The sequence below is a fragment of the Bacillus sp. FJAT-29814 genome, from assembly GCF_001510715.1.
GTDB lineage: Bacteria > Bacillota > Bacilli > Bacillales > Cytobacillaceae > Neobacillus.
The window spans coordinates 160,268-182,798 of the sequence record NZ_LMTJ01000006.1; the positions used below are offsets into that span (position 1 = coordinate 160,268).

Below are 22,531 nucleotides of genomic sequence, written 5' to 3' on the forward strand. Positions count from 1 at the left end.
GACGCGCTCAGACGATTTTTCCTCTTCTAGACGTCATGGGGCTCTTTCCCATGACGCACTCAGACGGTTTTTCCTCTCTTACGCGTCATGGAACTCTTTCTCATGACGCGCCCAGCCTGTTTTTCCTCGCCAACGGGTCATGAGAGACTCCACTTTCTCCTGAATTTTTTAAAACGCTCTAAATGGCCACTTTTTTTTAAACAAAAAAACAGACGCCACTTCTAGCATCTGCTTCACACACTATCCCAAGTTGCCCTTGATCTTCTCTAGCAAATTCATCACAGAGCGAAAGGCATATAAGGTTTCCACGACTTCCCCCTCCCGGATAAACAGCAAACAAGGGACGCTCTCCACCGCATACTCCACCGCCAGTCCCGGAAAGAAGTTCAAATTCATTTTTCCAATTTCTATATCTACAATTTCCTCAACTACCCCAAGCATCTTCCCGGCCACTTGGCAAGTGCCGCACATGGGTGTATAAAAATAAACCAGCCCTGTCCCGGCAGCGCCAAGAAAGGCGGTTAAATCATTTTGATTCCATTCTTTCATGATAAGTTACCCATTTCTAAATTCTTAAATGGCTCTATATAAAAGTCCATTTTCCAAACGAAGGATTGGCTCTCTTACAACGGTCCATGTTCCAAACACCCGGATTGGCGCCCTTCAAACAGTCCATTTCTAAACACTTGGCGTTGCTTCCATACCTACAGAAGCCCATTCTCCAAATACTCACTATGGACATCAATATTTGCGCCAAGGAGCACGGTCGCCAGATGGTGCTCCGGGGCCGTGGCAACCTCGCGATACATTCGATCTATATATAAGTGCTCGGCATTGGGAAATTCTCGTTTAAACAGCTTGCGAAGCTTTTCCCCCGCCTCGTCGGCATCGACCAGGATATAGATATCCTTGTCTTCAAGGAAATCGATCCATTCGTCCAATTTCGAGTGGCTAATTGTGCCATTGGTACAAATGATTTCGACCGGTTCCTTAACGATTTCCTTTACCTTGTTTTTATCTGATTTTCCTTCGACAATCAAAACTTTGTCAACATACGAATCATTCATCATTCATCACCTGAGAGAGTCTGTTTTATGTTAACATATTCCGAATTTTGCCAATTGTGTGCGCGCTTGTTTGATATGTTAACTATAGCATCATTATTAATTTAAAAATAGGGATATGCTCATGAATGATGAATCACAAAATCCTAACACCATCCACCCTCATCACAATCGGTATACTTGGCATCCTTGCCCTCTGTCACCGTGACATGCTGAAAAATTTTTTGCTGTTCCTCTTCGAAATGGTGGTCGAGTTCAGGTCGGATGTGTTCATCCAGCTTTATTTTTCCAATCGGCTGGTTCTCCAAAAAGAGTTCGATTTCCCCATTTTTCAGCTTGCCGATGACGCGGTCTGTGACATCGATCTTTTGTTGTTTTAACAACGATTTCTCCACCTTCCAATTGTTTTACGATTAGGGTCCCCTAATTTAACCTTTGGAATAGTGGTAATAAAAAACAGAAAAGCACCTTCGAAAAGGCGCTTTTCCAAAAATTTTGGCAACCCTACTTGGTGGGCAGCCGGAATGATTAATCTTCTTTAATCATTGCCTCGTATTGTTCAGCAGTCAACAGCTTTTCAACTTCGCTGTTGTCGGAAACCTCAACCACAATCATCCATGCTTTTTCGTATGGTGATTCGTTCACAAACTCTGGGCTGTCGTTTAAGTCTTCGTTAACTTCAACCACCTTGCCGCTGATAGGCGCATAAAGCTCGGAAACAGTTTTAACAGACTCAACGCTGCCAAATGGGTCGCCGGCTGTGACGTCATCGCCGACTTCCGGAAGTTCAACGAATACGATATCTCCTAACTCAGATTGCGCAAAGTCGCTGATGCCAATGCGCACTTTGTCTCCTTCTACTTTTACCCACTCATGGTCTTCAGAATAACGCAATTCTTTTGGTGTGCTCATTGTTTAAAATCCCTCCATTATTTTTTCAAAAAAATCTATCATCGAAAAATTTCGATTTCCCTTTGTTAGCTTTACTTCATCCAAATTTTCTCGTACTCGTCCTCTTTAAAGCCGACCGTTACATGCTCGCCATCCGTTAATATCGGACGCTTTAATAACATGCCGTCGGATGCCAGCAGATCGAGTAGTTCGTCTTCTGTAGCGGTTTTCAATTTATCCTTGACGCCCAGTTCGCGGTATTTCATTCCGCTTGTGTTGAAAAATTTTTTTAATTCCAGACCGCTTTTTTGGTAAAAATTCTTGATTTCCTCGCGCGATGGAGGATTGTCTACAATATGTACCGCTTGATATGACAGCTCATGTTCATCAAGCCACTTCTTGGCGTTTCGACAGGTACCGCATTTAGGATACCAATAAAAAGTCAGAGACACCCATTTCACCGCCTTCACAAATATAGGTCCCAATAGCATCTTACCATAACTATCATTAAAGAAAAAATATTCAATCAACAATTTCGACTAATTTCGTAAATATCCTGCCTCTTTACGGAAAAATTTAAAAGGGCTCTCGGAAAAACTAATGAGAGCCCTGTTAATTATTATACTAGATAGCGCTCTGCAGCGATGATCGCATCGGCAGCTTCGCGTTTTTTCGCGATCACATTGATTGGAGTGTGGCGAGTCAGCTTGCGAAGCGTTGACAGCATCATGCGCAGCATATCGCCTTCTTCAACTGCCACAAGTGTTTCTTTGGCAATGGCTTCAATTTGATTGAAGGCTTCCTGGCAGTAGATTTCTGTGTAAAGAAGCTTTTGCTTGTTCTTTTCCGCACCGTTTTTCGCAATGGCTTTTTCTGTACGTAATACCACAGATTCCATGGCATAAACGTTTGATATAATATCAGCAATATTGGCAAGGATTTCTTGCTCCGCTTCAAGAGCTTTGCCGAATTTTTGTGCTGATAAACCAGCTGCAACCAGGGCAAGTTTCTTCGCTTGTCTTACAAGATATTTTTCCTGTGCCAATGGCTCATCACCTGGTTCTTCCGGCATAAGCATCATCAATTCCTCTTGAAGCGCCATCGCTTTTTGGAATAAAGGAAGTTCACCTTTCAACGCTTTCTTCACAAGTGTTCCAGGGACAAGCAAACGGTTGATTTCGTTTGTACCCTCGAAAATGCGCTGAATCCGGGCATCGCGGTAAGCGCGCTCGATTGGATACTCTTGCATGAAGCCGTAGCCGCCATGAATTTGCACGCCTTCATCAACCACATGGGCAAGCACTTCGCTGCCAAAGAATTTGTTCAAAGAACACTCGATGGCATATTCGGCAATCGAATCCGCCAACTTCTTGATATCCTTTGTTTCTTCGTCAGAAAGTTTGCCTTGGTTCTCTTCGTATAAGCCGATTGTGCGCCATACGGAGCTCTCAGCGGCATAGATTTCGGAAGCAAGTGTACCGAACTTCTCTTTCGTCAAATTGAATTGGGAAATTGGAGTCTTAAATTGCTGACGGCCGTTTGCATATTGAACAGTCATGTCAAATGCTTTCTTAGAACCGCCAACTGCACCAATTGCAAGCTTGTAACGCCCGATATTTAAGATGTTAAAGGCAATAACGTGGCCTTTGCCGATTTCGCCTAACAGGTTTTCAACAGGTACAGGCACATCTTCTAAAATAAGTGTACGAGTCGATGAGCTCTTGATTCCCATTTTCTTTTCTTCTGCACCAACGGAAACGCCTGTGAAGTCGCGGTCTACGATGAAGGCGGTGAACTTCTCGCCATCTATTTTTGCATAAACTACAAATACATCAGCGAAGCCGGCATTGGTGATCCATTGCTTCTCACCGTTCAGGATATAGTGAGTGCCTTCTGCGTTTAATTTGGCATTTGTTCTCGCACCAAGGGCGTCAGAACCGGAGCCTGGCTCAGTCAATGCATAAGCGGCAAGCTTTGCCCCAGATGCAAGCGCTGGCAAATAGCGTTTCTTCTGGTCTTCGTTACCGAATAATACGATTGGCAGGGAACCGATCCCAACGTGGGCACCGTGAGAAAGCGCGAAACCGCCGCCGCCAGCCATTTTTTCCGTAATTAACGAAGACGTGATTTTGTCCAAGCCTAAGCCTTCGTATTCTTCAGGAACGTCAGCAGCCAAAAGGCCAAGTTCGCCGGCTTCCTTCAACAATTTAACGGTGATATCAAATTCATGGTTTTCAAGGCGCTCAAGCACTGGATGTACTTCTTTTTCAACGAAGTCTTCCGCAGTCTTAGCAATCATTAAATGCTCTTCGGTAAAATCTTCAGGTGTAAAAATTCGCTCATATGAAACATCTTCAATTAAAAAGCTTCCGCCTTTTACAACTTTTTTTGTTTCAGTCATGTAAAATTCCTCCTATTAAAAAATTGTAGGGAAGAGAGCCAGTTAAACCAGCCCTCTATTAACGGTTTACAGTAATTCAAATACGCCGGCTGCGCCCATTCCGCCGCCGATACACATCGTAACGACACCGAATTGCTGCTGTCTGCGTTTTAATTCGTTAATTAAAGTTAAGGTTAATTTTGCACCGGTACAGCCAAGCGGGTGACCAAGCGCAATTGCCCCGCCGTTAACGTTGACCTTTTCTTCATTAAGGCCAAGTTCACGGATAACCTGGATCGATTGGGAAGCAAAGGCTTCGTTCAATTCGAATAGGTCGATATCAGATACTTGGAGTCCGGCAAGTTTCAAGGCTTTTGGAACAGCAACAACCGGACCGATGCCCATGATTTCTGGCGGCACTCCGCCAACAGCAAACGAACGGAATCTAGCTAACGGCTTTAGACCAAGCGCCTCTGCTTTTTCACGGTCCATGACCATTACAGCGGCTGCACCGTCGCTTGTCTGTGATGCGTTACCAGCAGTAACTGAACCCGTAATTGAAAATGCCGGGCGAAGCTTCGCCAATGTTTCCAGATTGGTATCAGGACGAACGCCTTCATCAACGGAAAATTGAACGGTTTTTTCAACAAGCTTGTTGTCACTGCCGACAGAACGGAACGTAACATCGACTGGCACAATTTCATCGACAAACTTGCCTTCCTGAATGGCTTTGAAGGCACGTTGATGGCTTCGTACTGCAAAGGCGTCCTGTTCTTCGCGGGTGATGCCGTATTTCTTGGCAACTTCTTCTGCCGTGTGACCCATGCCCATGTAATATTCAGGGGCGCTTTCAACCAGTTTCACGTTTGGACGAATCACGTGGCCGCCCATTGGCAGCAAGCTCATCGACTCGACGCCGCCCGCAATCGCTGTGTCAGTGTGACCCAACATAATCGATTGTGCCGCATAAGCAATCGCTTGAAGTCCCGACGAACAGAACCGATTAACTGTGATGGCAGGCACAGTGTGCGGAAGGCCTGCCAACGCTCCAATATTTCTTGCCACGTTCATTCCTTGCTCTGCTTCTGGTGTAGCACAACCTATGACCAAATCATCGATATTTCCTTCATACCCACCGGCACGCTTCAATGTTTCTTTGACAACCAAGGCGCCCAAATCATCGGGACGGACCTGGGCAAGCGTACCTTTCTTTGCCTTGCCGACCGGTGTTCTTGCTCCGGCAACGATTACCGCTTCTCTCATGCAAGTTCCCTCTCTTTCTAGCAATCTATTTTTTCGAAAAAGGGCTGGGCAATTCCAGCCCGCGTTTAATTAATTTCTTAAAGGTTTGCCTTTAACGAGCATGTGCTGCATCCGCTGCTGTGTCTTTGGTTCTTTGATCAGGCTTAGGAACGCTTCTCTTTCAAGGTCTAATAAGTATTCCTCATCAACTTCGGTTCCATATGGCACCTTGCCGCCAGCAATGACGTAGGCAATCTTCTTGGCAATTTTCATATCATGCTCTGAGATGTAACCGGACAAGCGCATTCCCTCAGCACCGAGCAACAATGTCGCATAGCCGGTTTCACCGACAACAGGAACCTTTTTCTTGACTCTCGGCTTATAGCCTTTTTCGTGAAGGGCAAGGACAGCCTGCTTCGCATCGTATAACAGATGGTCACCGTTGACGCTGATTCCGTCAGACTTGCTTAAGAAGTTGTTTTCACGCGCTTCTTCAGCGGAAGTCGAAACCTTTGCAGTGGCAATCGCTTCGAATACTTTATTGGCTACCTGCTGTAGGTCAAACGGAACGCCATTTGGCATATTTTCTAAATGTTTGATGTAAAGTTCTTTATTTCCGCCGCCGCCAGGCAATAACCCAACACCGACTTCAACAAGACCCATATAGGTTTCCGCAGATGCCTGGATGTGGGCTGTCGGCAGACAAACTTCGGCACCGCCGCCCAGTGTCATCGCGAATGGAGCGGCAACAACCGGCTTCGAACTGTATTTTACTTTTAACAATGCCTTGTGAAGCTGGCGGACAACCATGTCAAGCTCCCAATAGTTGTCGTCCTGGGCTTCCATCAGCATCATCGCTAGGTTGGCACCGACACAGAAGTTTTTGCCTTGGTTTCCGATCACGAGGCCTTTGTAGTTCTTCTCGACTTCATCAATCGCAAAGTTGATCATTTGGACCGTATCCATACCAAGCGCATTGTTTGGTGAATGGAACTCTAGCAGTGCTACACCATCGCCAATATCAATTAAGCTGGCGCCGCTGTTTTTCTTGATGACACCTTTTTGCTTCTTGATTTTCTTAAGGTTAATTGCCTTTGGATTGAACTCGACCGCTAAGTATTCGCCTTTATGGTAGTAATACAAATCTCCGTTTGCTTCTTCCTTATAGAAGGAAGTGAAGCCGTTTTCGAGCATCTCAGTAACCCACTCCGGAACCTCCAAGCCCGATTCCTTCATCTTGGCGACTGATTTCTCAACGCCGATGGCATCCCACGCCTCGAACGGACCGTGCTCCCAGCCGAAGCCCCACTTCATCGCGCGGTCAATGGAGACAATATCGTCCGCGATTTCGCCGAGAAGCTTTGCTGCATATACAAGATTTTGTGAGTTTGTGTTCCACAGGAATTGTCCGGCACGGTCATTCGCGTAGACAAGCGCTTTCAATTTGTTGCCAGTTCCTTTTTCCTGCTTGGCAAGTTCCATAGAAGGAGTGGACAGTTTTTTGCGCGGTCCATATTCTAATGTATTTGGATCAAGTTCAAGTATTTCTTTACCTTTTTTCAGGAAAAATCCTTGCCCGGATTTGCTTCCAAGCCAGCCGTTTTCGACCATCTTCTTCATAAAGGGAGGAACTTCGAATACTTCTTTCTCGTGGCCTTCCACCTTTTCATAGACATTGTTGGCCACATGATAAAACGTATCAAGTCCGACAACATCAAGGGTACGGAAGGTTGCGCTCTTGGCACGGCCGATTAATGGCCCGGTGATCGAATCGACTTCACCGACACTGTAGCCACCCTTCAGCATTTCACGCACAGTCACGAGCAGGCCGTAAGTGCCGATGCGGTTGGCGATAAAGTTCGGTGTATCTTTTGCGACAACGACTCCTTTGCCAAGGACATCTTCACCAAATGTCTTCATGAAGGAGAGGACCTCAGGATCTGTGTACTGTGTTGGAATGATTTCTAGCAACTTCAGATAGCGCGGCGGATTAAAGAAGTGTGTTCCAAGGAAATGCTTTTGGAAATTCTCTGAACGGCCTTCAACCATCGCCTCAACCGAAATACCAGAAGTGTTGGAGCTGATGATGCTACCAGGCTTGCGGAACTGGTCAACTCTTTCAAAAACCTGTTTTTTGACATTCAAGTTTTCGACTACGACCTCGATGACCCAGTCAACATCTTTTAATTTAACGAGATCGTCTTCAAGGTTTCCAGCTTCGATAAGTGCAATGTTCTTCTTGGCGGCTAGCGGAGCCGGCTTTTGCTTAAGCAGTTTTTGAATATTCGTCGCCGCGATACGGTTACGTACTTGTTTATCCTGTAATGTCAGTCCTTTTGCTTGTTCTTCCTTCGTTAATTCACGTGGCACGATGTCCAATAATAGTGTCGGAATGCCGATATTGGCCAAGTGAGCTGCAATTCCTGAACCCATGACACCGGACCCGAGGACAGCCGCTTTTTTGATTAATTGGTTCAACATTGTCTCCCCCTTCAAACGTTTGAATGAATACTCATTCATTTTTTTGTCAAAAAAAATTCACATAGAATGAGTTTTACTACTTCAACTATAAAATATTTCAAAAAATTGTGCAATCAGTAAACGCGGAAAATTGAAATTTTTTCGAATAATGACTTTCTTTCTCGATTAGATATATTTTTTGCGGGAGGGCATCCTATCACATGAGGTGATATATGATGGCGAGAATGAAGAAGAACCCGTCCAAAGCCGGGGTCAGTGCCGCAAGTGTAAAAGGCAATGCGGGACCTGGCCGTGAAGCCAGCGGGGTCGACAAGCAAAACAGCCAGAATAGCCAGTTTAAGAGATAATTTTTTTAAAAAAAGGTGCTCCGCTAATTCTTGGAGCACCTTTTTGTATTTTTATTTCTTCATCGAATTCCGATGCTGCTCGTTCAGCACCTTAATTTCATTAATAATCTCCTTCATCTCAGCCCGAGCTTCAGGGTACAAGGCGCTCCAGTGATTGATCAATGCCGGCATCGATTTGGCGATGTGGCTGTAAAGCGCCCATGCCTTTACCTTTTCCTTCGTTTCCTCATCCGTCTCCCCGACCAAAAGCTCGCTGTATTTTTCAAGCAAGGCCTCGAGCTGGTCCGCAAACGTCTTCTCCATAGTCACACCTTCCATCCTTGGCAATTTGGGCGCATGGGCAGACTTTGCAGCGCTTTGTGCCGCCGGCTAGACGGTAGGAGAAGCAGCAGGTTTTCCGCCGCCTTACCTCTGTCGCATATTCCTCCATGTACACCTTTTCGCCATAATATTTTTGTATTGGGTTTCGTCTATGACTTCCAAATACCGAACCTTCTGCTTCAAAAAGCAAAAACCTGTAGTCGTCCTGAACATACTTATTATCCGAATCCTTTAACTCTGTCTCGTACAGCCAGAATAGGTAAACGGCAATATTTTCCCACAATATCATCTTTGAAATCCGAAAAGTTTTTTCAAGCATGGTTATGATTGGGTCAATATTTTTTGTGAACAAATCGCTAAGAACGCCTTTTCGCCATTCATCGCGATTCTCGCTAGAATCCCATTCCTCCGCCGCAAGCTCACTAAACGAAAACGCCGGAAGCCAGATGGTACATTGATCTAGTTTTTCCATATAAGTCTTCCCCAGACTGACATCAACCTTTTTGTTCCAAGCGGACATCGCAAATAGCGAGATTACCGCTAAAAACGCATACCGTTTTACGAAAATGGAGGCTGCCACCTTTTCATTGGGAGCATCAATGACTTCAGCTAACTTTACTATAAATTCCTTTAAAAACTTCTCATCCAATAAATCGGCAACAGCAAAGGAATCTCTCAGGCCTTGATTTAATCTGTATTTTTTCAACGCCATTAATTCTTTTTCTGTCAGTGCCTTAACCATTGGCAGCCACCGCCTCGTTCAAGATCCGTCTGCCTTTTCCATATGGAATGCAGAGCGGGGTGCCGAACAGCGGGTCCATTGTCACTTCGCAGTCCATACCAAATACATTTTTGACCATACTGCGTGTAACCACGTGTTCAGGGTTCCCTTGGTCATATACGTTCTGATCTTTGATGGCGACAATATTATCGGCATAGCGGCAGGCAAGGTTCAAATCGTGCAACACCATGACCACTGTACGGTTTTGCTTTTCATTTAATTCAAACAGCAAATCGAGGATTTCGATTTGATGGGTCATATCCAGATAAGTCGTGGGCTCATCCAATAGAATAATCTCGGTATCCTGGGCCAGCGTCATCGCAATCCAGGCACGCTGGCGCTGTCCGCCCGAAAGCGAGTCAACCGGGCGGTCCTTTAAGTCCTCTAGTCTTGTCGCCTTTAAGGCATCATTTACCTTTTGCTCATCTTCCTCCGACCATTGCCGCAGCCAGGATTGGTGCGGATAGCGGCCTTGTTTGACAAGTTGAAGGACAGTCAATCCTTCCGGTGCGGAGGGGGACTGGGGCAGGATCGCCATTTTTTTAGCAATCTCTTTTGTGGAAAGCTTGGAAATCGCTTTTCCATCTAGCAGAACCGAACCGGACTTTGGCTTCAACAGACGGGCAATTGAACGGAGGAGCGTCGATTTTCCGCAGCCATTCGCGCCGATAAACACAGTAATCTCGCCCTTTGGAATGTTCAAGTCCAATTCATTGATAATGAGCGTCTCCCCATATGAAATCGATAAATCTCTCGTTTCAATCGCATTCGTCATCAATGCCAGCTCCTTTTTTTCAAGCTGAAGGACAAAGTTTCCCTCGCAATATATTATGCATTTCTTGTTTTAAAAAGCAGGTAAATAAAATAAGGGGCTCCTATCCCGGCTGTAAACACCCCGGCCGGGACTTCAAGCGGCGAGAACATTGTCCTGCCGATTAAATCAGCAAGCATGACGAGAATCCCGCCGAGCATTGCCGAAGTCGGGAGCAGGGCTCCGAACGAAGAGCCTACCAATCTCCGCGCCATATGTGGCGCCATTAACCCGACAAAGCCGATGCCGCCGGCAAACGCGACCGAACCGCCAATCAAGGCTGTACTGATCATTAGCAAGATAAACCGGTGCTTTTGCACTTTCTCGCCTAAGCCTGTGGCGACATCATCGCCAAGTTCCTGAATATTAAGGATTCTGGCCGCAATCAATGCCATAATTAAAAAAATAACCGCCCAAGGAACGAGGATTGCAACGTTTTGCCAGTTAGAGCCATAAACCGTTCCGGTAATCCAAATATTCGCCTGGCTTGCCTGATAGATTGGCCCCGATACCATCAGGAAGGTCGTTAGCGCCTGCATAAGCGTCGAAATTCCGATTCCGATTAGCACAAGCCTAATGGGCGACACGCCATTTTTCCAAGCCAAAAAGTAAACAAGGAAAGCGACTACCCCGGCCCCGATAAAAGCGGCCAACGGCAACCAGGCGATGCTGACCGTTAATGAATGGTTTTTATCGCTAAAAATCGCTAGGAATCCGACAACAGCGGCGGCGGCACCGCCGGTTATTCCCAAGACATCAGGAGATGCAAGCGGGTTGCGGATCATCCCCTGCAAAATGCCACCGGCTACGGCCAATGACATCCCCACGATCAACGCCACGATAATCCTTGGCAGACGGAAAGAGGTAATCACCAGCGTCTCCATTTCCGGTCCGGCACCAAACAACACTTTTACCACAGTCAGTGGATTGATCTTCATTTCTCCCGACCCGGTGCTGATAGTGAAAACTACGAACGCGATGAGGGCAAGGATAGTGAAAATGAAGCCCGCTTTTCGATCGACCAGTACGGAAAATTTCCCGGCTAGGAGGCGAAAATTTTTATATTTGCTCATCGTGCATTGAACCCCCTTCTCGCGATGTAAATGAAGAATGGAGTTCCAATGATCGCCGTCATGACCCCAACTGGGACTTCCGACGGCATCAGCAGATAGCGTGCGGCAATATCCGCTGCCAGTAACAAAATCGCCCCTAACACTCCGGCAAAGGGAATCACCCAGCGGTGGTCAATTCCGACAATCGACCTAGTCAGGTGCGGAACGACAATTCCGACAAAGCCTATCGGCCCTGCAGTGGCGACAGCTGCCCCTGCCAATAATATGACGATCACGCCAATCGCGATTTTTAGTAAGCCGGTATTTAACCCAAGTCCCTTGGCCACGTCTTCCCCCATGGCAAGGATATTCATTTTTCCAGAAATTAAAAGGGCGCCCACCCAGCCAATCCCTATATAAGGAAGAACTGAAATCAGCGTCTCTAGCTTCCGTCCAGAAACGGAGCCGGCAAGCCAAAATAAAACCTGGTCTAAGAGCGCCTCATCAAGCACAAGCAGCCCCTGGGTAAACGAGGCAAACATCGCCGAAATCGCCGCCCCTGCCAAGGTCAGCTTCATTGGGGTCATACCTTCACGGCCGAAAGACCCGATGGCATACACGCTGATAGCTGCAACCGCCGCTCCGAGAAAAGCTAGAGCATTGAATCCTTGCATATTGTTAACGTTAAATAATGTAATGGCGGCGACTACAGCAAAGCCTGCCCCGGCATTGATTCCAAATATTCCTGGCGATGCCAGCGGATTTTTCGTCAATGTCTGCATCAGCGTTCCAGCAATCGCTAGGCTTGCCCCTACCGCAGACGCAATTAACGCCCTTGGTAGCCGCACCGTTTCAATGATGATATGTTCATTGGAACCGTTATTATTGGTAAACGCATCAATTGCCATTTGCAAGGTCGTGTCCGTATAGCCAAACACAATGCTCGCGCCCATCAAGAACAGCATGACAATAATCGCGATGAGAAACCCGGCCCATTTTAATGAAGTATTTTTTAACAACATCTTCGTAAACCTTTCCAACATGTCTTACTTTTAGTCTATCGGTAATTGATAATGATTGTCAATGAGGATGTGAGAATCATTTTCAATTGAATTTTAAAAAAGCGGTCCTCATATTTGATAATCTTTTTCAATTATACTATGAATGGAGGAAAAATAATTACTGATTTTGAAAATCATTTTCATTTAAGCGTTGACATTGGGTATGGTGCCCCTTATCATATGGTTGTAGACTTTAAATGAAAATGATTATCATTAACAATTAGCTAAGGGGGCTACATAACAAAATGAAAGCAATAAAAACATTCCTTACCCTTATGTCCGTTATGGCTGTGATTCTGTTATCAGCATGCGGCGGCAACACCGAAGAAAAAAAGGATGAAAAAGCAGCACCGAATAAAACGGAAGAAACGTCCTACACTGTCGAGCATGCGATGGGTTCAACAACCATTAAAGGAACACCAAAGCGTGTCGTAATCCTGACAAATGAAGGCACGGAAGCATTATTGGCCATGGGCGTAAAACCTGTTGGTGCGGTGCAATCCTGGCTTGGCGATCCTTGGTACGAACATATTTCAAAGGATATGGAAGGCGTTGAAGTCGTCGGAACTGAAAGTGAAGTAAATGTCGAGAAAATCGTGACGCTGAAGCCTGATTTAATCATCGGCAACAAGATGCGCCAAGAAGCGGTGTACAACCAGCTTAGCGCAATTGCCCCGACTGTGTTTGCGGAAACGCTGAGAGGAGACTGGAAAGAAAACTTCAAATTATATTCAAAAGCCCTAAACCTTGAGGAAAAAGGAAATCAAGTATTAGGAGATTATGATAAGCATGTTGCCGATTTAAAAGGCAAGCTAGGCGATAAAGTGAATAAAGAGGTTTCTGTTGTCCGGTTTATGGCCGGCAAATCCCGGATTTACTATACCGACTCCTTCTCCGGCGTGATTTTTAACGAATTAGGATTTAAACGTGCGGCCAAGCAGGCTGACCTGTTCACTCCGCAAAACAAGCTCGGAAACCTGGCTGTTGAGGTTGGAAAAGAAGTCATTCCAAAAATGGATGCCGACTACCTGTTCTACTTCACATATGCTCCAAACGGGGACCAAACCGCGTTAAACACAGCCAAAGAATGGACATCTGACCCGCTTTGGAAAAACCTGAATGCAGTGAAAAGTGGTAATGCCTTTGAGGTCAGCGACGCCATTTGGAACACAGCCGGCGGTGTACTTGCAGCAAACTTGATGCTGGATGATTTAGAAAAGAAGTTGCTTAAATAAATTTTTTATATACCTTCCCAGATGAAAAAACGAGGCTTGCCATGGCCTCGTTTTTTTTCATGGATGGATGAGATTTCGCTAATTTCTTATTGTATTTCGCTAAACTCGCAAGTTATTTCGCTCAATTACCGTTTTATTTCGCCTAACTTGTCTATCATTTCGCCGAATTCCGCATCTATTTCGCCAAACGCCAAATCCGTTCACAAAAAAAAGAGCAGCCAGCAGGCCACCCTTTTACGCGGTTGTCGAAAACATATACTTTTTATAATGATACCTGATAGAAAATATGAGTCCTATCCCCATCATATTCCCCAATAGCGCACTTCCCCCGTAGCTGATAAACGGCAGAGGGATACCGGTAATTGGCAGCACGCCGATGGTCATGCCGATGTTTTGGAACACGTGGAAGGTAATCATGCTGATGACCCCGACGCAGATATAGGTGTAGAAATGATTCTTTGTTTCCATCCCCACTTTGGTAATATGGTAAATTAGCAGGAAGAACAAACTGATTAACACGCTTGCACCTACAAAACCGAATTCCTCACCGACGACACTGAAGATAAAGTCAGTGTGGCTCTCTGGTAAATATACTTCGCGATTGCCATAGCCCTTTCCGCCGGTTTGGCCAGATCCGATTGCCAGCAGCGATTTCGTCAGCTGGTACCCGGCCGAGCTTTGGAAGTTGTACGGGTCGAGCCACGAATAAATCCGCCCGAATTGGTACTGCTTTACCCCAAGGTATTTTTCCAAAATTTCCGGTTTCAACAATACAAAATAGAAAATGACCGAAATCATCGCGATTCCTGCAGTAAAAATTGGAACAAGCAGCTTCCAGGAGATGCCGGCAATGAAGATCATCCCAATTAATATCGCTAGGAAAACGAGCGACGTTCCCAAGTCCGGCTGCTTCATCACCAACAATAACGGAAGCATCGTAACCAGACCGAGCTTTACTAACAGCCACAAATCAGACTGGATTGTTTTTTCCTGATTTTTCAGATGGTGGTCGTCAATCACCCTGGCTAATGCTAAAATGATAAAGATTTTTACGAATTCGGATGGCTGCAAGGAGCCAAAACCCGGCACCTTGTACCAGCTTTTCGCCCCGTTAATCACTGGGGCAATGCTAGTCGGTGCCACGATTAAAAATCCAAGCAGAAAGATACCAAACCCGTAGGCATACCAGGTCAGCTTGCGCAACTGGTCTGAATCGAGTGTCATGATGGCTGCGATAATGCCGCCGCCCGCCACATACCAAACAATCTGCTTAATCAAAAAGTTTTCTTTATATTGTCCGCTTGCCTGGGCGCTGTATATTGACACACAGCTCGCCAAAAACAGCAGCATTACTATTAAAACCAAGCTGTAATCCAGCTTAGACGTTGTGTTTTTATTTGAGGTCATGTTAAAGTCCCCACCTTAGATGAACTTGTCCATTCCTACATTATATTTTTATTAGAGCGAAATCACAACTTCCAAACCGGGGTTGGGTTTATTTACTATAAATGGCCGGCTTCCACTTGGGAAACCAGCCATTTTTTAAAAGTAAATCTCTTTAACTCGTTCCGCCATCCAGCCAAGATTGTTTGGCACTTGCGGCAGTCCGTAACCGATGTACAGCGGTGTTGTGATAAACCGCGGGACGACTTTGGCATAAATTTTTCGATCAAGATGATAGAAAAAGATATTATAGCTTGTCGCCCTAAACGGAAAATGGTGCAGAATGTAATGGGCAGCGATTTGGATATAATCAGCAAACTGGTCGGCAAAGCTTAAATCGGCGATTTCGACATTAAACTCATAAAACCCGACACGCGGCAGCGTAGACAGCGTAAACCGGACACCTGTCTCCTCGGCCAGTAAGAGTCCCTCAAACATTTCATGATTAACTTTTTCATTATAATCAAGGTCATGCAGGCCAACAATCTGCATATGTGGATGGGCCAGCGTGCCCCCGGACAACGGACCATGATTTTTGAAAAAAATTACTGATTTGTAGCTGCCGGTTGCCTCTAAATCCAGCCAATGCCGCAAACCAAATCGAACCAACCTATGTAAATGGTCTTTCGGATAGGTTGACAGTTCGGCGTGGCAGTCATCTGTTTCAATCAGCACGGTTTGGTAAGCATTCTCTAAAACAGGATATTTATTTTTCAATAAGATAATAGGACCATCTACCTCAATCAGGTCGGTCAGTTCGTCACGTGCGCAAAAGGGACAGGCCTGCTCCTTGTTACGGTAGTTTTCCGGCTTTTTGACACCGATGGAAGTATTAAAATGAAGATGTTTATTTTCCAAACCCGCATCCCCTCTCGAGTGCTTTAGTTCTATTTTATGGGAGAAGGCGCTCGCTTTGCACATATTTTGATTTGGAATTTATTGACCCTAATAGATCATGCACTCTACAATAAAAGAGTGTTTCATGAAATTGGATAAATTGGCATATTCATGAATAGTACAGGCTTTCGTAAATTTACGAGAATGAGAGGGAACAATATGTTAACAAAACTCGAAGCATTCATCCTTGGGATTATTCAGGGTTTGACGGAATTTTTGCCGATTTCCAGCACCGGCCACCTCTATTTGGGGCGAAATTTGTTCGGCCTACAGGAAGCAGGGCTGTTGCTCGATACGATGCTCCATGTGGGGACACTGTTGGCGGTGTTTGTTTTTTATAAAGATGAATTTATTAAAATGATTAAGAATCCGTTTAGCAAATTAACGTTTTTATTAGTGATTGGGACCATTCCGGCTGTGATATTCGGGCTGGCGTTCAAGGATTATATCGATGAAATTTCCAAAACAGGCGTGACGATTGGCTGGGAGTTCCTAATTACAGGGCTGTTTCTGTGGCTGGCCGATTCCGCGAAAAATGGCCATAAGCGTATGGACGACATCAGTTACAAGGATGCTTTTATCATCGGAACGTTTCAGGCGGTGGCGATTATGCCGGCGATTTCCCGCTCCGGGATGACCATTGTTGCTGCCTTGTGGCGCAAGTTGGACCGTGAAACAGCGGCATATTTCTCCTTCCTATTATCGACACCTGCCATTGCCGGTGCGATTGTGTTACAAACAAAGGACCTGTTCAGCGATGGCGGAGAGCAAATCTCTTTATCAGCGCTGATTGTCGGAATTGTCGCTTCCGCCGTGTTCGGCTACATCGCTGTTAAATGGATGATCAGCTTTTTGAAAAAACACTCATTGAAGCCGTTCGCGATTTATGTGTGGGCGCTCGGAGTACTAGTGTTGTTCTTTCAGTTTACTGGAAAGTTCTAATTTTCAGGCGGTTGTGAGGGTGCGCAATTAAAAGTGCGTTTTCGCAAATAAAACTGCAAACTGCACAAATAAAAGTCCCAAAACCGCAAATACGCCACCAGGAATCGCAAATAAAAGTTCTATGTTTTATAAAAAACGGCCCGATTCTGTGGAATCGAGCCGTTTCTCTTATAGAGTTACAGGTGTTTTCGCCATTTCTCGTGCTGCTTCTGCTGCTTTTTCCTTTGCGGCTGCCATGATTTCTGGGATTTGTTTTGGGAAGTGGTCCAAGCCCTCCGCATAAACGGTTTCCATCACATCAAAGCCTAGGAATTTAAGCGCTGTGCCTAAGTAACGGTCGCCCATCTCATAGTCGACCATCATGCCAGTGGAATAGATGCCGCCCCGTGTTTGGATGTGAATGGCTTTGCGTCCAGTCAACAGGCCTTTTGGTCCTTCAGCCGTATTGGTAAAAGTTTTTCCGTGAAGGAACATACAATCCATAAATGATTTCAAAATGGCCGGTGCTCCAAGGTTCCAAATCGGCGTAACAAATACATAGTAATCAGCATTGATAAAGCAATCAGCCAGGGCATGCATTTTTTCAAGCTTGCTGCGCTCTCCTTCAGACAACTGGTCCTTCGTGTAGCCCATGAACGATAATTTTGCCCGGCCATATAATAAATCCATGTCAATTTCCGGGATATCCATGCTGTATAAATGCATATGCTCGATCTCTACATCCGGCTGCACCTTTTTAAATTCCTCTAAAAAGACTTCCCCAATTTGCGCACCTTTCGAGCGACTGATGTCTGTTTTTGGATTAGCGGTAATATATAAAAGCTTGGCCATTAGGATCCCTACCTTAAAAAAATTTAATAATTCCTACCATCAATACTACAACAATTTTTTAAGCTCACCGTTGAACAATAAGTGAAGTTTGTGGAGATATTGTGAACTTGGTTCTATAGATAGTATGTTAATGTAATAAACATTGAACAATTCGTGACATTTCCTAACAAAACTCAATTAAACCAGATAAAACTTAACAAAACATAACAAAAATCACATTCAATATGGTATGATTTTTTTAAAATAATGGCATAGGAGGGGTTAATATGGAGGACAAGGCCTATACTCCCGATGAAGTTGCGCAGATTTTTCAAATTTCCAAGCACACCGTATACGAGCTCATAAAAAGAGGAGAGCTCCAGGCCTTTAAAGTCGGAAACAAAATGCGTATTGAACAGGCAGAGCTGGACAGATTCAAAGAGAACATGAAAGCACCGGCGAAGAAAAGTCCTACAGAACCAACGCCAGCCGCGCACAATACCGCAGTACCGATTCGCTTGTCTGGCAGCCACGACTTTTTAGTCGAGCATTTTGCCAAGCAGGCAACCAGTGCCTTAAATGTGCAAATTCAGCCTTCTTACATCGGAAGTCTTGAAGGGCTGATGCTCTTGTACCGCGGCCAATCCGATATTGCCGCCATGCACCTCCTGGACCCGACGTCCCATGAATATAACCTGCCGTTCATCCAGCAGCTCTTTATTTATGAACAGATTTTGGTCATGAGACTGGCGGAGCGGGAGCAAGGATTTATCGTGGCTAAAGGAAATCCAAAGGACATTCAGGATTTTTCCGATTTGACGCGAAAAAACGTGCAATTTATTAACCGTCAAAAAGGCGCAGGTACCCGCTTTTTGCTAGATTCCAAGCTTTCGGCGCATGGGATTAACCCTAACAAAATCAACGGCTACGACAACGAAGAATGGAACCATCTTTCTGCAGCCTCTTACATAAGCAGAGGAATTGTCGATGTCGCATTCGGGATTCAGTCTGCCGCCAGCCAACTGGGGCTCGACTTCATTCCGGTTGCAAGGGAGAATTTTGACCTTGTATTTCGTTTCACCGATGAGAACAAACAAAGTCTCACCGAACTAATTCATTATTTACAATCTGACAGCTTTAAAAATAGCTTAACCTATTTGGAAGGCTATGATGTTTCACAGTTAGGAAAAATTATCTATCAAACTACCACGGCGGAGGAATTATCCCTATGAGAAAACATCGTTTATTGACTATTCTGTTCGCGTTCATGCTTCTGGTTTTAGCAGCATGCGGCAATTCAGACACCAAGGAAACTTCAGCAGCAAAAGAAAAGAAAGAAGCACCAAAAGCTGAACCAACCGAAATGATCCTTGCCACAACAACAAGTACACAAGACTCTGGCTTACTTGATGTGATTCTTCCGATTTTTGAAAAAGAAAATAACGTCAAAGTTAAAACAATCGCTGTCGGAACTGGACAAGCCTTGGAAATGGGTACAAAAGGTGAAGCAGATGCGCTTCTCACCCATGCTCCTGCCTCTGAAAAAGCTGTCGTTGACGCTGGCGATGCCATCAACTACAAGCGCGTTATGTACAATGACTTTGTGTTAGTGGGACCAGCTGAAAATCCTGCAGGCGTAAGCGGAAGCGATATTAAAGCAGCGTTCCAAAAAATTTCCGAATCAAAGGCTGTTTTTGTTTCTCGCGGAGATGACTCCGGTACCCACAAAAAAGAACTTGGCATCTGGACTGCTGCCAACCTTAAGCCAGAAGGTGAATGGTATGTATCAACCGGTCAAGGTATGGGACAAACCCTTCAAGTTGCTGCTGAGAAAAGAGGCTATGTGTTGACTGACCGTGCAACATGGCTTGCGCAACAGAAGAACATGTCTGATTTGAAAATCGTTGTTGAAGGCGGCAATGATCTAATGAATATCTACCATGTTATGCAGGTTAACCCTGAAAAACACAATATGGTTAATAGCAAAGACGCTGAAAAATTTGTAGAATTTATGGTAAATCCTGAAACTCAAAAAGTAATCGAAGAATTCGGCAAGAAAGAATACGGACAATCATTATTTATCAGCTATACAGAATAATTTATCAAGGCCGGTGCTAGGTGCTAGTCCCGGCCTTTTCGACAACTTAGCGATGGAATGTGGAGGGCATTATGGAACTGCTAATCGATGGACTTAAGAAAGCGATAGAGATGATTTTTACCGGCGATCCCGAAGTGTTTTCGATTGCATGGCTGACTCTAAGAGTTTGTCTGATTGCTATATTGATTAGCACCCTGATCGGCTTGCCGCTTGGCCTCCTGCTTGGTTTAACAAAATTCCGCGGGCGCCGTGTGTTGTTGCTGTTCATCAATATGGGCATGGGCCTTCCCCCTACGGTTGCAGGTCTATGGATTACGATGTTCCTCTGGCGCTCCGGTCCACTAGGCGAATGGAAATTGCTATACACACCAACGGCGATTGTCATGGCGCAAGTGCTAGTGTCTTTGCCAATCGTGACAAGTCTTACCTGCACCGCATTTCAGCAAATTAATGATAAAATGTTACTGCAAATCAAAGCACTTGGTCCGACCAAACTGCAAACATTGATGATACTGTTAAAACAAGCAAAAATCGCGATCATGGCTGCGATCATGGCTGGGTTTGGCCGTGTGATTGCCGAGGTTGGCGCCGCCATGATGGTCGGCGGTAACATTAAGGGTGACACGCGGATTTTAACGACTTCCATTGTCATGGAGGTCTCGAAAGGTAACTTCGACATCGCTTTGGCACTATCGTTCATTCTCTTATCAATTGCGCTATTGATTACCGCATTGCTGACATTTTTGCAGCAAAGGAGGCGTTTCTCATGACGACACCGATACTTGAGTTAAAAAACCTAACTTATAAGGCGCAAAGCCGAGAGATTCTAAATATCCCTAAGTTTGCGATTGGGGATGGCGAATTTCTTGGAATTATGGGGCCAAACGGTGCGGGAAAAAGCACTTTGCTGAAGCAGCTGACTTTTTTGGACAATCCGACAAGCGGGGAAATTCTGTACCGTGGCGAGGCACTGCCCTCTGGAGGCGCACCGCTTGAGTTACGACGAAAATTCTCGATTGCCTTACAGCAATCATTACTCTTAGATGGAACCGTTTTTTACAATATTGCAATTGGATTGACGTTAAGAAAGGTTCCGAAAGCCATTATTAAGGAAAAAGTGGCTCATTGGCTGGAGCTGTTTGGCATTAGCCATTTGGCGAAAAAGAACGCCCTGTATTTATCAGGCGGCGAGGCCCAGCGCGTGAATTTGGCGCGAGCGATGATTATCGAGCCGGAAATCCTGTTTCTTGATGAGCCTTTTTCCGCACTCGACTTCCCAACAAAAATTAAGCTGATGGAGGATTTCAAGGAAATCATCTCCGAAACGAAAACTACAGCTGTTTTTGTCAGTCATGACTTGATGGAAATCAACTATTTGACGAGCCGTCTGGCGATTATTGTTGGCGGCGAAATCAAGCAATCAGGGCCGACCCCTCTGGTCCTGGAGCATCCCAATTCTTCCACCCAATCCTTCCTTAACGAGTGGAAGAAGTTTTATCCGATAGCAAGATGACTTTATTTGCAGCTCCTATTATGGGGCTGCCTTTTTTATTTGCTTTAAACTGGGCTGAGGCCTAAAATATGGGTAAAGAAAAAATGTTGCTGGGGGAGTTTTTTGTGAAATATGCGATTATTACCGGAGCCTCAAAAGGTTTGGGAGCGGCGATTGCCAAACGGCTGATGAACGAAGAAATTTCAGTCATTTCCGTATCCCGAACAGAGAATAAGGAGCTTAGAAAGCTTGCATTGGAAAAAGGAACTGAATATAAACATTTCTCCTGTAATCTAGCTTTGGAAAAAGAGGTTCAGGAAGTATTTATGGAAATTTCTCATTTCATTTTTCAAAAGGACCCGAGTGAGATTCTTCTTTTTAACAACGCTGGTGTTGTAGACCCTATTCATACAGTAGGGAACTTGGATCAGACACCAGTCATTCGAAACGTCCAAATTAATTTAATTGCGCCAATCTTGATAACCAATATATTTTTTAACAAAGCACAGCATACAGAAACAAAGGTCCAGGCAGTTAATGTGACCTCGGGTGCGGCTGTTCGCTCAATCGAGGGCTGGAGCGTTTATTGCAGTTCTAAGGCCGGGCTCAATATGTTCACGCAAACAGCGGCGCTGGAGCAGGCGGAATTGAAAACGCAGAATAAAATTATTGCGTTCAGCCCGGGGATTATGGATACCGACATGCAGGCAACCATCCGCTCTTCCTCCAAGGATGCCTTCAGGGATCTCGATCAATTCAAGGGGTATAAGGAAAACAATATGCTGCTTCCAGCGGAAACGGTCGCGGATGCCCTTGTGGATTTAGTTTTGAGCGGGGATGCTGAGAGCGGGAAGGTTTATCATATCAATGATTTGTTAAACAAATAGACGGAAAAACGGCAGCCCTCGTTGGCTGCCGTTTATTATGCGGTCGCAGGTTCCAATCACATTCTATTGGCGACCCGTTTTGGAGTTTGTACTTCTTCTCGGTCGCCAATCGACCTCATTGGCTACCCTTTTCGGGGTTCACTCTGCATCTCGGTAGCCAATCCACCTTATTGGCTACCCTTTTCGCCGTTCGCTCACCATCTCGGTCGCCAATCAGCCTTATTGGCTACCCTTTTAGTGTTTCACTATCAATCTCGGTCGCCAATCCACCTTATTGACTACCCATTTCATAGTTC

At 45.2% G+C, this 22,531-nt stretch carries 24 protein-coding genes; 8 read left to right on the forward strand and 16 right to left on the reverse strand.

From position 1 onward, the window contains the following. Window positions 1-240 precede the first annotated feature (240 nt). From AR334_RS17605 to AR334_RS17640, 8 genes are all read right to left on the reverse strand, one after another. Entirely contained in the window at window positions 241-549 is a 309-nt protein-coding gene (locus tag AR334_RS17605) for a thioredoxin family protein (RefSeq protein ID WP_066314316.1), read from the reverse strand. A gap of 155 nt (window positions 550-704) precedes the next feature. Then, entirely contained in the window at window positions 705-1,067 is a 363-nt protein-coding gene (locus AR334_RS17610; protein WP_066314318.1) for a toprim domain-containing protein, read from the reverse strand. Window positions 1,068-1,210: 143 nt separating this feature from the next. Next, window positions 1,211-1,447 (reverse strand): YusG family protein, encoded by a 237-nt coding sequence (locus tag AR334_RS17615; RefSeq protein WP_066314320.1) that lies wholly within the window; start codon window positions 1,445-1,447, stop codon window positions 1,211-1,213. A 145-nt stretch (window positions 1,448-1,592) separates the two neighbouring features. Continuing rightward, window positions 1,593-1,976, reverse strand: a complete 384-nt coding sequence (gene gcvH, locus AR334_RS17620) for a glycine cleavage system protein GcvH (protein WP_066314323.1) — start codon at window positions 1,974-1,976, stop codon at window positions 1,593-1,595. 71 nt (window positions 1,977-2,047) lie between these two features. After that, a complete protein-coding gene (locus AR334_RS17625) occupies window positions 2,048-2,407 on the reverse strand; it encodes an arsenate reductase family protein (protein ID WP_066315358.1) in 360 nt (119 codons plus the stop codon). A gap of 167 nt (window positions 2,408-2,574) precedes the next feature. Beyond that, on the reverse strand, window positions 2,575-4,356 hold the full coding sequence (locus AR334_RS17630; RefSeq protein WP_066314324.1) for an acyl-CoA dehydrogenase family protein: 1,782 nt from the start codon (window positions 4,354-4,356) through the stop codon (window positions 2,575-2,577). A 66-nt stretch (window positions 4,357-4,422) separates the two neighbouring features. After that, complete coding sequence (locus tag AR334_RS17635) at window positions 4,423-5,598, reverse strand: acetyl-CoA C-acetyltransferase (RefSeq protein ID WP_066314326.1); 1,176 nt, start codon at window positions 5,596-5,598, stop codon at window positions 4,423-4,425. 69 nt (window positions 5,599-5,667) lie between these two features. Next, window positions 5,668-8,055 (reverse strand): 3-hydroxyacyl-CoA dehydrogenase/enoyl-CoA hydratase family protein, encoded by a 2,388-nt coding sequence (locus AR334_RS17640; RefSeq protein WP_066315362.1) that lies wholly within the window; start codon window positions 8,053-8,055, stop codon window positions 5,668-5,670. A gap of 218 nt (window positions 8,056-8,273) precedes the next feature. On the opposite strand from AR334_RS17640, the gene AR334_RS29035 reads away from it, so the two are divergent. After that, a complete protein-coding gene (locus AR334_RS29035; protein ID WP_082692999.1) occupies window positions 8,274-8,405 on the forward strand; it encodes a YuzL family protein in 132 nt (43 codons plus the stop codon). A 51-nt stretch (window positions 8,406-8,456) separates the two neighbouring features. Here AR334_RS29035 and AR334_RS17645 read toward each other — a convergent pair whose 3' ends face one another. Genes AR334_RS17645 through AR334_RS17665 form a run of 5 tightly spaced genes read right to left on the reverse strand, consistent with a single transcriptional unit; the run spans window position 8,457 to window position 12,392 of the window. After that, window positions 8,457-8,708: a DUF2573 family protein gene (locus AR334_RS17645; RefSeq protein WP_066314327.1), complete on the reverse strand. Its 252-nt coding sequence runs from the start codon at window positions 8,706-8,708 to the stop codon at window positions 8,457-8,459. After that, window positions 8,668-9,468, reverse strand: a complete 801-nt coding sequence (gene fhuF, locus AR334_RS17650) for a siderophore-iron reductase FhuF (RefSeq protein ID WP_066314329.1) — start codon at window positions 9,466-9,468, stop codon at window positions 8,668-8,670. The genes AR334_RS17645 and fhuF overlap by 41 nt, the downstream gene beginning before the upstream one ends. After that, window positions 9,461-10,282, reverse strand: a complete 822-nt coding sequence (locus tag AR334_RS17655) for an ABC transporter ATP-binding protein (RefSeq protein WP_066314331.1) — start codon at window positions 10,280-10,282, stop codon at window positions 9,461-9,463. The genes fhuF and AR334_RS17655 overlap by 8 nt, the downstream gene beginning before the upstream one ends. Window positions 10,283-10,335: 53 nt before the next feature. Beyond that, window positions 10,336-11,391: an iron ABC transporter permease gene (locus tag AR334_RS17660; protein ID WP_066314332.1), complete on the reverse strand. Its 1,056-nt coding sequence runs from the start codon at window positions 11,389-11,391 to the stop codon at window positions 10,336-10,338. After that, a complete protein-coding gene (locus AR334_RS17665) occupies window positions 11,388-12,392 on the reverse strand; it encodes an iron ABC transporter permease (RefSeq protein ID WP_066314333.1) in 1,005 nt (334 codons plus the stop codon). Before AR334_RS17665 ends, AR334_RS17660 begins: the two co-directional genes overlap by 4 nt. A gap of 284 nt (window positions 12,393-12,676) precedes the next feature. On the opposite strand from AR334_RS17665, the gene AR334_RS17670 reads away from it, so the two are divergent. Beyond that, complete coding sequence (locus tag AR334_RS17670) at window positions 12,677-13,666, forward strand: ABC transporter substrate-binding protein (RefSeq protein WP_066314336.1); 990 nt, start codon at window positions 12,677-12,679, stop codon at window positions 13,664-13,666. Window positions 13,667-13,900: 234 nt separating this feature from the next. Here AR334_RS17670 and rodA read toward each other — a convergent pair whose 3' ends face one another. Together rodA and AR334_RS17680 are read right to left on the reverse strand one after the other, a co-directional pair. After that, on the reverse strand, window positions 13,901-15,073 hold the full coding sequence (gene rodA, locus AR334_RS17675; protein WP_066314337.1) for a rod shape-determining protein RodA: 1,173 nt from the start codon (window positions 15,071-15,073) through the stop codon (window positions 13,901-13,903). Window positions 15,074-15,208: 135 nt separating this feature from the next. Next, window positions 15,209-15,967 (reverse strand): DUF4931 domain-containing protein, encoded by a 759-nt coding sequence (locus AR334_RS17680; protein WP_066314338.1) that lies wholly within the window; start codon window positions 15,965-15,967, stop codon window positions 15,209-15,211. Window positions 15,968-16,165: 198 nt separating this feature from the next. Here AR334_RS17680 and AR334_RS17685 point away from each other — a divergent pair, with 198 nt between their 5' ends. After that, a complete protein-coding gene (locus AR334_RS17685; RefSeq protein WP_066314339.1) occupies window positions 16,166-16,948 on the forward strand; it encodes an undecaprenyl-diphosphate phosphatase in 783 nt (260 codons plus the stop codon). A gap of 168 nt (window positions 16,949-17,116) precedes the next feature. On the opposite strand, the gene AR334_RS17690 is transcribed toward AR334_RS17685, so the two are convergent. Continuing rightward, a complete protein-coding gene (locus AR334_RS17690; protein ID WP_066314342.1) occupies window positions 17,117-17,779 on the reverse strand; it encodes an FMN-dependent NADH-azoreductase in 663 nt (220 codons plus the stop codon). A 266-nt stretch (window positions 17,780-18,045) separates the two neighbouring features. Between AR334_RS17690 and AR334_RS17695 the strand changes: the two genes are divergently transcribed. From AR334_RS17695 to AR334_RS17715, 5 genes are all read left to right on the forward strand, one after another. Then, window positions 18,046-18,990, forward strand: coding sequence for a helix-turn-helix transcriptional regulator (locus tag AR334_RS17695; RefSeq protein WP_066314345.1), 945 nt, complete (start codon window positions 18,046-18,048; stop codon window positions 18,988-18,990). Beyond that, window positions 18,987-19,856 (forward strand): substrate-binding domain-containing protein, encoded by an 870-nt coding sequence (locus AR334_RS17700; protein WP_066314347.1) that lies wholly within the window; start codon window positions 18,987-18,989, stop codon window positions 19,854-19,856. Before AR334_RS17695 ends, AR334_RS17700 begins: the two co-directional genes overlap by 4 nt. Before the next feature lie 71 nt (window positions 19,857-19,927). Continuing rightward, window positions 19,928-20,626, forward strand: coding sequence for an ABC transporter permease (locus AR334_RS17705; RefSeq protein ID WP_066314349.1), 699 nt, complete (start codon window positions 19,928-19,930; stop codon window positions 20,624-20,626). Beyond that, window positions 20,623-21,369 (forward strand): ABC transporter ATP-binding protein, encoded by a 747-nt coding sequence (locus AR334_RS17710; protein WP_066314350.1) that lies wholly within the window; start codon window positions 20,623-20,625, stop codon window positions 21,367-21,369. The genes AR334_RS17705 and AR334_RS17710 overlap by 4 nt, the downstream gene beginning before the upstream one ends. 104 nt (window positions 21,370-21,473) lie before the next feature. Then, window positions 21,474-22,235, forward strand: coding sequence for a (S)-benzoin forming benzil reductase (locus AR334_RS17715; protein WP_066315366.1), 762 nt, complete (start codon window positions 21,474-21,476; stop codon window positions 22,233-22,235). Window positions 22,236-22,531 lie beyond the last annotated feature (296 nt).

Bases quoted from the DNA above. Each gene is read 5' to 3' on its own strand.
- AR334_RS17700 (WP_066314347.1), top strand. From the start codon at position 18,987: ATGAGAAAACATCGTTTATTGACTATTCTGTTCGCGTTCATGCTTCTG.
- AR334_RS17655 (WP_066314331.1), bottom strand. From the start codon at position 10,282: ATGACGAATGCGATTGAAACGAGAGATTTATCGATTTCATATGGGGAG.
- rodA (WP_066314337.1), bottom strand. From the start codon at position 15,073: ATGACCTCAAATAAAAACACAACGTCTAAGCTGGATTACAGCTTGGTT.
- AR334_RS17670 (WP_066314336.1), top strand. From the start codon at position 12,677: ATGAAAGCAATAAAAACATTCCTTACCCTTATGTCCGTTATGGCTGTG.
- AR334_RS17665 (WP_066314333.1), bottom strand. From the start codon at position 12,392: ATGTTGTTAAAAAATACTTCATTAAAATGGGCCGGGTTTCTCATCGCG.
- AR334_RS17705 (WP_066314349.1), top strand. From the start codon at position 19,928: ATGGAACTGCTAATCGATGGACTTAAGAAAGCGATAGAGATGATTTTT.
- AR334_RS17660 (WP_066314332.1), bottom strand. From the start codon at position 11,391: ATGAGCAAATATAAAAATTTTCGCCTCCTAGCCGGGAAATTTTCCGTA.
- AR334_RS17610 (WP_066314318.1), bottom strand. From the start codon at position 1,067: ATGAATGATTCGTATGTTGACAAAGTTTTGATTGTCGAAGGAAAATCA.
- AR334_RS29035 (WP_082692999.1), top strand. From the start codon at position 8,274: ATGGCGAGAATGAAGAAGAACCCGTCCAAAGCCGGGGTCAGTGCCGCA.
- AR334_RS17685 (WP_066314339.1), top strand. From the start codon at position 16,166: ATGTTAACAAAACTCGAAGCATTCATCCTTGGGATTATTCAGGGTTTG.
- gcvH (WP_066314323.1), bottom strand. From the start codon at position 1,976: ATGAGCACACCAAAAGAATTGCGTTATTCTGAAGACCATGAGTGGGTA.
- AR334_RS17645 (WP_066314327.1), bottom strand. From the start codon at position 8,708: ATGGAGAAGACGTTTGCGGACCAGCTCGAGGCCTTGCTTGAAAAATAC.
- AR334_RS17710 (WP_066314350.1), top strand. From the start codon at position 20,623: ATGACGACACCGATACTTGAGTTAAAAAACCTAACTTATAAGGCGCAA.
- AR334_RS17635 (WP_066314326.1), bottom strand. From the start codon at position 5,598: ATGAGAGAAGCGGTAATCGTTGCCGGAGCAAGAACACCGGTCGGCAAG.
- fhuF (WP_066314329.1), bottom strand. From the start codon at position 9,468: ATGGTTAAGGCACTGACAGAAAAAGAATTAATGGCGTTGAAAAAATAC.
- AR334_RS17605 (WP_066314316.1), bottom strand. From the start codon at position 549: ATGAAAGAATGGAATCAAAATGATTTAACCGCCTTTCTTGGCGCTGCC.
- AR334_RS17630 (WP_066314324.1), bottom strand. From the start codon at position 4,356: ATGACTGAAACAAAAAAAGTTGTAAAAGGCGGAAGCTTTTTAATTGAA.
- AR334_RS17695 (WP_066314345.1), top strand. From the start codon at position 18,046: ATGGAGGACAAGGCCTATACTCCCGATGAAGTTGCGCAGATTTTTCAA.
- AR334_RS17690 (WP_066314342.1), bottom strand. From the start codon at position 17,779: ATGGCCAAGCTTTTATATATTACCGCTAATCCAAAAACAGACATCAGT.